10 protein-coding genes are annotated in these 8,292 nt (G+C 68.5%); 8 read left to right on the forward strand and 2 right to left on the reverse strand.

Annotation, left to right across the window (positions count from 1 at the left end; all coding sequences use genetic code 11):
- The 4 genes from K8V84_RS06835 to K8V84_RS06850 all read left to right on the forward strand — a co-directional run.
- A partial coding sequence (locus K8V84_RS06835; protein WP_304071882.1) for a hypothetical protein occupies positions 1-663 on the forward strand: 663 nt, incomplete at its 5' end.
- On the forward strand, positions 660-1,469 hold the full coding sequence (locus K8V84_RS06840; RefSeq protein WP_304071885.1) for a nucleotidyltransferase domain-containing protein: 810 nt from the start codon (positions 660-662) through the stop codon (positions 1,467-1,469). The genes K8V84_RS06835 and K8V84_RS06840, both read left to right, overlap by 4 nt.
- Before the next feature lie 150 nt (positions 1,470-1,619).
- Entirely contained in the window at positions 1,620-1,994 is a 375-nt protein-coding gene (locus K8V84_RS06845) for a helix-turn-helix transcriptional regulator (RefSeq protein WP_304071904.1), read from the forward strand.
- 9 nt (positions 1,995-2,003) lie between these two features.
- Positions 2,004-2,414, forward strand: coding sequence for a VOC family protein (locus K8V84_RS06850; RefSeq protein ID WP_304071887.1), 411 nt, complete (start codon positions 2,004-2,006; stop codon positions 2,412-2,414).
- A gap of 1,255 nt (positions 2,415-3,669) precedes the next feature.
- On the opposite strand, the gene K8V84_RS06855 is transcribed toward K8V84_RS06850, so the two are convergent.
- Positions 3,670-4,209: an MOSC domain-containing protein gene (locus tag K8V84_RS06855; RefSeq protein WP_304071890.1), complete on the reverse strand. Its 540-nt coding sequence runs from the start codon at positions 4,207-4,209 to the stop codon at positions 3,670-3,672.
- Between the two features lie 183 nt (positions 4,210-4,392).
- Positions 4,393-4,845 carry a GNAT family N-acetyltransferase gene (locus K8V84_RS06860; protein WP_304071893.1) on the reverse strand — a complete coding sequence of 151 codons (453 nt, stop codon included), beginning with the start codon at positions 4,843-4,845 and terminating at the stop codon, positions 4,393-4,395.
- A gap of 354 nt (positions 4,846-5,199) precedes the next feature.
- On the opposite strand from K8V84_RS06860, the gene K8V84_RS06865 reads away from it, so the two are divergent.
- The 4 genes from K8V84_RS06865 to K8V84_RS06880 all read left to right on the forward strand — a co-directional run.
- Positions 5,200-6,162 carry a MerR family transcriptional regulator gene (locus tag K8V84_RS06865; protein WP_304071895.1) on the forward strand — a complete coding sequence of 321 codons (963 nt, stop codon included), beginning with the start codon at positions 5,200-5,202 and terminating at the stop codon, positions 6,160-6,162.
- A gap of 198 nt (positions 6,163-6,360) precedes the next feature.
- Positions 6,361-7,053: a class I SAM-dependent methyltransferase gene (locus K8V84_RS06870; RefSeq protein WP_304071898.1), complete on the forward strand. Its 693-nt coding sequence runs from the start codon at positions 6,361-6,363 to the stop codon at positions 7,051-7,053.
- Between the two features lie 86 nt (positions 7,054-7,139).
- A complete protein-coding gene (locus tag K8V84_RS06875; RefSeq protein WP_304071901.1) occupies positions 7,140-7,646 on the forward strand; it encodes a GNAT family N-acetyltransferase in 507 nt (168 codons plus the stop codon).
- 184 nt (positions 7,647-7,830) lie between these two features.
- The coding region (locus tag K8V84_RS06880) for a phosphotransferase family protein (protein WP_369696611.1) at positions 7,831-8,292 on the forward strand (462 nt) is incomplete at its 3' end.

Consider the following 8,292-nt stretch of genomic DNA (forward strand, 5'->3'; position numbering starts at 1 on the left):
TTCCACGACCAGGACTCCACCCGCCTGTGGCCCCACCTGCCCACCACCTTCGGCGACCACCAACTCGCCCTGGTCGAAAACGACCGGGTCATCGCCCGAGCCCACAGCGTCCCCATCGCCTGGCACCACAGCGAACACGACCTGCCCCAAGGCGGCTACGCCTGGGCCCTACGACAAGCCTTCGACGACCACACCCACCAACGCACACCCACCATCGCCGTGGCCCTGTACATCGCCATCACCCCCACCCACCAGGGCAAAGGCCTCAGCTCCCACATGGCCCGCGCCCTACGCGCCAACGCCGCCTCCCACGGCCTCACCGCCCTGGCCGCACCCCTGCGCCCCACACTCAAACACCACCACCCACTCATCCCCATGGCCGAATACGCCACCTGGAAACGCCCCGACGGCACCCACTACGACCCCTGGATCCGCACCCACCACCGCCTGGGCGCCCACATCCTCCACCCCTGCGAAGAATCCATGCACGTCACCGGAACCCTGCACCAATGGCGACAATGGGCCGGCAAAGACCTACCCGGCAGCGGGGACCACATCATCGACGGAGCCCTGGCCCCCGTCACCATCGACCTGGACACCGACCACGGCCACTACACCGAACCCAACCTGTGGGCCTGGCACCCCCTGGACCCCGCCCCATGAACACACCCGCACCCACCGGCCTGAACCCCGACGGCACCATCGCCCGCGAAGGCTCCACCACCCGCACCCCACCCGCCTTCATCCCGGTCATCGAAGCACTGCGCACCCGACTCCCCGACGTGTTCGGCCCCCGCCTGCACAGCACCTACCTGTACGGCAGCATCCCCCGCGGCACCGCCACCCCCGAAACCTCGGACCTGGACGCCCTGGCCCTCCTGCACACCCCGCCCACACCCGAGGACCGCGCGCGGGCCGACGCCTTGACGGCCGACCTGGACGCCGCCTTCCCCGCCATCGACGGCGGCGACATCCTCCTGGAGCACACCGACCAGATCCTGCGCCCCCTGACCTCCCAGGACGGCGGATTCTTCCTGGCCTGCCTGTGCGCACCACTGAGCGGACCCGACCTGGCCGATCATCTACCCGCCTACCGGCCCACCACCCTGCTGGCCCGCCAGACCAACGGTGACCTGCACCGGCTCCTGCCCCGCTGGCACCACGCCCTGACCGAGGCCCACACCGACACCGACCTGAGCACCCTGGCCCGCCGCGTCGGACGACGTCTGGTCCGCACCGGATTCACCCTCACCATGCCCACCTGGGGCGGATGGACCAGCGACCTGCACCTGGCCACCGACCTGTTCTCCCACCACCACCCCCACCAGACCGACCTGATGCGCCTGGCCCTACGAACCGCCACCCGCCCCACCCCCGACCCCACCCCGCTCCACCGCCTGCTCGACGACCTGGCCCCCTGGCTGGAAACCACCTACACCGCCGCCCACGGCCGTAAAACCACCCCCTGACCCCCGCCGCCCACCACGAGCACCGATCACCAGGAACGGCTCGACCGCCCCGCGCCTGCGCGGGCCGACGTCGCACCCCCGTGCGAAACTGAAACGGTGAAACGCCCCGACCTGGCCGACCTGGTACGCCTACGCCGCGCCCGCGACCGCATGGACCGCGACTACGCCGAGCCCCTGGACGTACCCGCCCTGGCCCGCGAAGCACTGATGTCCACCGGACACTTCTCCCGCAGCTTCCGCGCCGCCTACGGAGAAACCCCCTACAGCCACCTGATGACCCGCCGTATCGAACGCGCCAAAGCACTCCTTCGCCGCGGAGACATGTCGGTCACCGACGTGTGCTTCGCCGTGGGCTGCACCTCCCTGGGCACCTTCAGCACCCGTTTCACCGAACTGGTCGGGCTCAGCCCCAGCGCCTACCGCGCCCAGGACCACGAACACGGCGCACCCATCCCCGCCTGCCTGGCCAAGACCGGCACGCGACCGATCAGGAAAAGAGAAGCCCCGAGCACCCCCGACTCCTAGCATCGATCCATGAACGTCACACTCTCCACCTGTTTCATCGCCGTCGACGACCACGACCGGGCCCTGGCCTTTTACCGCGACATCCTGGGCCTACAGGTACGCAACGACGTCTCCTTCGAAGGGATGCGCTGGGTCACGGTCGGCTCTGCCGACCAACCCGAGGTGAGCATCGTGCTCGAGCCGCCCCTGGCCGACCCGGGAGCCTCCGAGGAGGACCGCCACGCCATGGCCGAACTCCTGGCCAAAGGACTGCTGCGCGGCGTCATCTTCACCACCGACGACGTCGACGCCACTTTCGAACGCATCAGTGCCGCCGGTGGTGAGGTCCTGCAAGAGCCCATGGACCAGCCCTACGGGGTACGCGACTGCGCCTTTCGTGACCCGGCCGGCAACATGCTCCGCTTCAACCAGGCCGGGTGACAGCGCCCGTCTCCGACCCCTCGGCTCGCACATCAGGCGACGGTCGCCCGGCCCCGGAGGGGGACCTCGGCGGGTGGGCGGGGTGTCCTTGATCGGCGCGGGTGGGCGTACCGGCCATGCGGGCGCGTACTCCACCCCTTGTTCTGGTGGCAGTAGCCGGTCGGTGCGCGTGTCCACGCACACCGACCGCACCGGCTCGGCCCGGTCCAGGGGGTGGAACCGACCGGCGTGCACCCACCAACCGCACAGGTGTTCGCGGGCAACGCGTCGCCCGTCGGGTCGAAGGTGCCCGGCGTCGGTGGTGAAGGTGCGCAGCAGCGCCCCCCACACACGTTCATGACCGCACACGGCTCGTCGTAGTTCGGTGATCACGGTGGGGTCCTCGATCGCCACACGTGTGCTCAGGCGCCGCAGCAGGGTGCGCAGCCTTGGGCGGGTTCCCAGGGTGAGCAGGTGCAGATCGCCGGGGGCGGGGGCCAAAGGAGGGGCCAGGAGGGTCTGGTGGTGGCGCATAGGGGCAGTATGCGTCGCCCGCACTCCTGCGATCGGGTTATCCACAGGCCCACTTTCACCGGCCCCGTTCGACCCCGGTGGAGGGTCCCGGGACGGTGTTCGCCCCCTCACAAAACGTTTGGTTTGTAACGTTATTCAATAACGTTACGCCCCTATGGTGACGAAACGAATCCCCGGAAAGCCTCGAATCCTGACCCCCGATAAGTCAATGTTCTAGGAAGTCAGGCCCTCAGGGGGTCTCAGAGGCCACCCACCACCCCGCAAGGGCCCGCCAACGTTATTCAGCGCAAGATCCGGAGCAGCGAAAACGCGATGGATACACCCAGCGCTGTACTGATGGTGCTCGCCCCACCCGCACGGTTTCGGGGGAACACACCGGGTGTGGGAGGGGCGACCTCGCCGAGGTGGGACCGGTATCGGCGAAAGACCGTCTCCAGGGGGCACCTTCCGCCCCGACCTCCTGCCCGTGGCAGGGGGAGCTCAGGGTGCCTGTCCGCCCGATGTGTTCACGAGCCGCCGCGAAAACGATGTCCCACCGCTCGATGTCCAGGATCGCCGGCGGCAGGGGCTGCGAAGTGATGAGCCGACCGCCGGCCTTCTTCACCTCGGCGAGGGCGCGCTGGAGGACCGTTCGGGGGACCGGAGACCACTCGACGCCCAAGGTTCGGGGCGCATCGGACCGTGGAGCACCGTGAGCAGGTGGGCCCTCGGCGAAGGCCGACGCTTGGGGGAGGTACCTGTGTCAGACCCGTTCCAGGGGCAGGTGCGCCCCCTCTGGTTCGCGCACCTCGATCATCATGCCGGGTTCGACGATGCCCCCGTCCAGCACCACGCCCATCACCCCGGCCCGAAGCACCAGTTCACCCTGATCGTCCCGGTACACCATCTGCTTGAGCAGCCCAGGGGAGAACCCGTCGATCTGCGCGCACGGGTTGCGCAACCCGGTGATCTCCACCCGAGCCGCCCCGAACCCGAGCACGGTGCCCCGAGGCAACCCCAGCAGGTCGAGCCCGCGTGTGGTGACGTTCTCCCCCATCTGCCCGGGCGCGACCTCGAACCCGGTCAGGGCGACCTCCTCCAGGAGTTCGGCGTGGATCAGGTGCACCTGGCGCAGGTTGGGCCGAGTGGGGTCGACCGCCACTCGTGATCGGTGCTTGACCGTCTTGCCCAGGTGCGCGTCCCCCTGCACCCCCAACCCGGCCAGAAGACGAATCCGTGTCCGGACGGGTTTGGCGAAGGTGTGATCGGGGCTGCTGCTGACCGATTCCACGACGGGGGCCATGGCCACTCCTCCCTTGGCGCACGTTCCAGCCGGGCCCCAGCCTAGACACCCCGGAACCGGCGCCTGAAGATCACCCCCGCACCAACAGGGCGGTGGGCCCGAGCAAGAAGCGCCGAGCTGTGCGCGCCCCTCCTCCCTTTCCTGCTTACTCGGGCCACCTTCGAAGACCGTTGCCGCCCCCGGCTAGGTCAGCGGACGAGACCACGCCACTTCGCGGTCCAACCGTCCTGTTTCCTTGAACAGCCGAACCTGGTGGGTCTCACGCAAAACGTTCGCGAGCTCGTTCCTGTCCGCCGGTGTACAGCCCAAGCTCCGCCAGAACGGTCCGGAGCGACGGCTGAAAAGCCACGCCGTGTGCGCGCCTTCTTCCGCCGCCCGCTCGAACGCGAACCGGGCCAGATCGCTGCCCTTGCCCGCCGAGCGCCATGAGGGGTCGACCGCGACGCTCCTGATGAGCGCGTGCTCGCGATCGGTGCCGATCTCATAGCCGGTGCTCCCGATGATCCGCCCGTCATCGCCGTGCTCGACCCAAAGGCGGACGGCCGGTGAATCCAGACCACTGAGGGTCAGGTCCACGACCTGCAGGAAGCCGGCCAACGCCCGGGTATCACCAGGGCTCACCTTGTTCAGGGCCATACTCGTACTCACGGGCCGAGTAAACCACCCCACCCCGAACCCCGAAGCAGGAGGGCCGGCCCTGAATCCTGCGGCGCTCCTCCTCGACCTCCGGCCTCCCCTTGACCGGAGGCAACGAAGGATGCGCTAGGGGAGCACCGCCCACGACCATCGAGATCACACGAACCCGAATCGTGACCGGCTGTGGCAGCCCGATCTTCTGGTCGCCGACCTCGGACACCACCCCTTGCAACCCTGTGAGCTGCCCTGGTGTCTTCATGTCGCACGCGACACCGACACCACCGAGCCCGAGAGGCGGACCACGGCGAACCCGGGGCTTGCACCTCAAGTCGCTTGAGACCCCACAGTTACCCCATGGACAACCAACAGCCCTACCCCATCGGAGACGCCGCCCGCCGCAGCGGCCTGAGCGTCAGCGCCGTCCGCTTCTACGCCGACGCCGGAATCATCGAGCCCACGCACCTGTCCGAGGCGGGCCAGCGCATGTACGACGTCGACGCCATCGCCCGCCTGGAACTGGTGCGCACCCTGCGAGAACTGGACACCGACCTGCAACAGGTCCGCCGCCTGCTCGAAGGCGGAACCACCCTGCACGACCTGCTCACCACCCACCTGACCATCGTCGAGAAACAGGAACGCGCCTTCCGTGCCAGACGAGCCGTACTGAACACCCTCATCGAACAAGGGGGCACCACCGCCCGAGCGGACCTGATGCACAAGCTCGTCTCGATGTCCGATGAGGAACGCGAACGGACCATCGACGACTTCTGGAACGAGATCGCACGGGGCCTGGACGTACCCGAGGGGTTCGTCGACCGACTCCGAGAACTACGCCCCCGCCTGCCCGACGACCCCACCCTGGACCAGCTGCGGGCCTGGATCGAACTGGGCGACCTGGTGGGCGACCCGTTGTTCCGCCAGGAGGTCCGCACCGGCCTGCACCTGGACCACGGCCCCAACGGGGCCGGACGCAAGATCGCCGCCGCACCCGTGCAGGAACTCGTACACGACGTCGGCCCTGCCATCTTCAAGAGGGTCCTGGACCTGTACCAGGCGGGCGAGGACCCTCGATCGGCGAAGGTGCAACAGGTCATCGTCCGGCTGCTGGAAGTGATCTCCCAGTACACCGATCAGCGCCCGAGTCCGGAGCTGCGCGATCACATGGCCGAAGGCTACCGGCAGCTCTCCGACCTGATCCGCCAGGACCAGGAGCAGGGCTTTGCCCCCCCAAGTGGCGCACCAGGACGCCTTCACCCGGTACCGGGACCTGGCGGAGCGGATCAACGGACACCAGGACGAAGACGAGATCGTCGATGAGCCCGCCCACCTTCTGTGGATGGCCCACGCCATCAGCACCCACTGACCACCCCGCCCCCCACCCCACCGCCCCCGGGTGTGCCCCTTCCTCCAACGACCGGCCCCCGGCCCAAAAGGGCCGGCATCATCGACAGGTGCGGCCTCACCCAACGCCGCCGCACCCCTTGTGCGACCCCCAACGGATTCGAGGCACAACACGTGAACGACTACGACGACTTCGCCCACGCCTACTCGGTCGACAACGACAACAACCTCATCAACGGCTACTACGAGCGCCCGGCCATGATCGACCTGGCGGGAAACGTGCGGGGCAGACGGATCCTGGACGCCGGTTGCGGGTCCGGGCCGCTGTCCGCGGCGCTACGCGACCAGGGCGCCACCGTGGCCGGCTTCGACGCCGGCACCAAGATGGTCGAGCTGGCCCGCCACCGCCTGGGACCGGACACCGAACTGCACGTGGCCGACCTGGGCGCACCCCTTCCCTTCGACGACGGCGACTTCGACGACGTGGTCTGCTCCCTGGTCCTGCACTACCTCCAGGACTGGAGCGGTGCGTTGGCCCAACTCCACCGCGTGCTCAAACCGGGTGGGCGTCTCATCGCCTCGGTCAACCACCCCATCCTCCACAAGATGATCGACCCCAAAGCCGACTACTTCGCCACCGCCCAGTGGTCGAAAACCCACACCTTCAACGGGCGGCCCGCCACCCTCACCTACTGGCACCGGCCCCTGCACGCGATGACCGACGCCTTCACCCAGGCCGGGTTTCGCATCACGCGCATCAGTGAACCCCCCTTCTCTCCCCACACCCCCACAGAACTCATCCCCGCCGAGTTCCAGGGACGCACCTCCTTCCTGAGCTTCCTGTTCTTCGTACTGCACAAGGACTGACCCCACCGGCGCACGTTCGTGGCTCGGCCCCGCCCCCGCCGAAAAACCCGTGGCGCTACCGGCCCCGGACCGACATGCTCTCCCTCATGCTGATCAGAGAGGCCACCGACGCGGACTGGCCGGCCATCTGGGCCTTCTTCCAACCCATCACCACCGCCGGTGAGACCTTCACCTACCCCACCGACATGGGCCAGGACCAGGCCCGCCAAGGGTGGTTGTTGTCCAAGCCCGACCGCACCGTGGTCGCCCTGGACGAACACGGCACGGTGGTGGGCACCGCGAAGATGAATCGCAACCACATGGGCAACGCCGACCACATCGCCGGCGCCAGTTACATGGTCGACCCCGCCCACAGCGGCCGCGGTGTGGGACGCGCTCTGTGCGAGTACTCCCTGAACTGGGCGCGGCGGAACGGCTACACCGCGATGCAGTTCAACGCCGTGGTGGCTACCAACACCCGCGCCATCGGTCTGTACGAGTCGTTGGGGTTCGCCGTGGTGGGCACCCTGGAGCGCGGGTTTCGCCACCCCGCCCACGGCCACGTGGGACTGCACATCATGTACCGCGTCCTGGACGAAGACCCCACCTGGTGACCCTTCCCTTCCAGGTGGCCGAACTCGTCCGCGCGGTGGCCGCCCGCCACCGTATCTCCCCCCAGCGGGTTCGACCGCTACCGGTGGGGGAGGCCAACCACGTGCTGGCCCTGGGGTCCGGGCTGGTCCTGCGTGTGGCCCGCACCCCGAACACACCCAGGACCTGGCAAAAGAGGCCGAACTCCTGCCGCTCACCCACACCGCCCAGGTGGGCACCCCCGCCCTGGTCGAACACGCCACCACCCCCGTGCCCCACCTGCTCCAGACCCGTCTTCCCGGCACCGACCTGGCCGAATCCACCCCCGGCCCGGCTCTGTTGCGGGAGTTGGGTGATCGCATGGGGCGTTTGCACCGCCTGCCCGTCCAGGGCCTGCGCACCCCGCCACACCAGATGGAGTCCACCGACCCCATCGGCCTGCTCCAACACCTGCACCGCACCGGGATGATCGACGCCCACACCACCACCTGGTGCACGGACCTGCTGTCCCACCTGTCCCGATCACACCCCGATCCGGAACCGGTGTTGATCCACGGCGACCTGTCCCCCACCAACCTGCTCGCCACCCCCGATGGCGCCCTGTCGGGGATCGTGGACCTGGGCGATGCCGCCCTGGCCGAGGCCGCGGTGGACTTCGCCAAACTCCCA

Origin of the sequence: Nocardiopsis listeri, from assembly GCF_020741345.1 — a bacterium.
GTDB classification, from domain to species: Bacteria; Actinomycetota; Actinomycetes; order Streptosporangiales; family Streptosporangiaceae; genus Nocardiopsis; species Nocardiopsis listeri_A.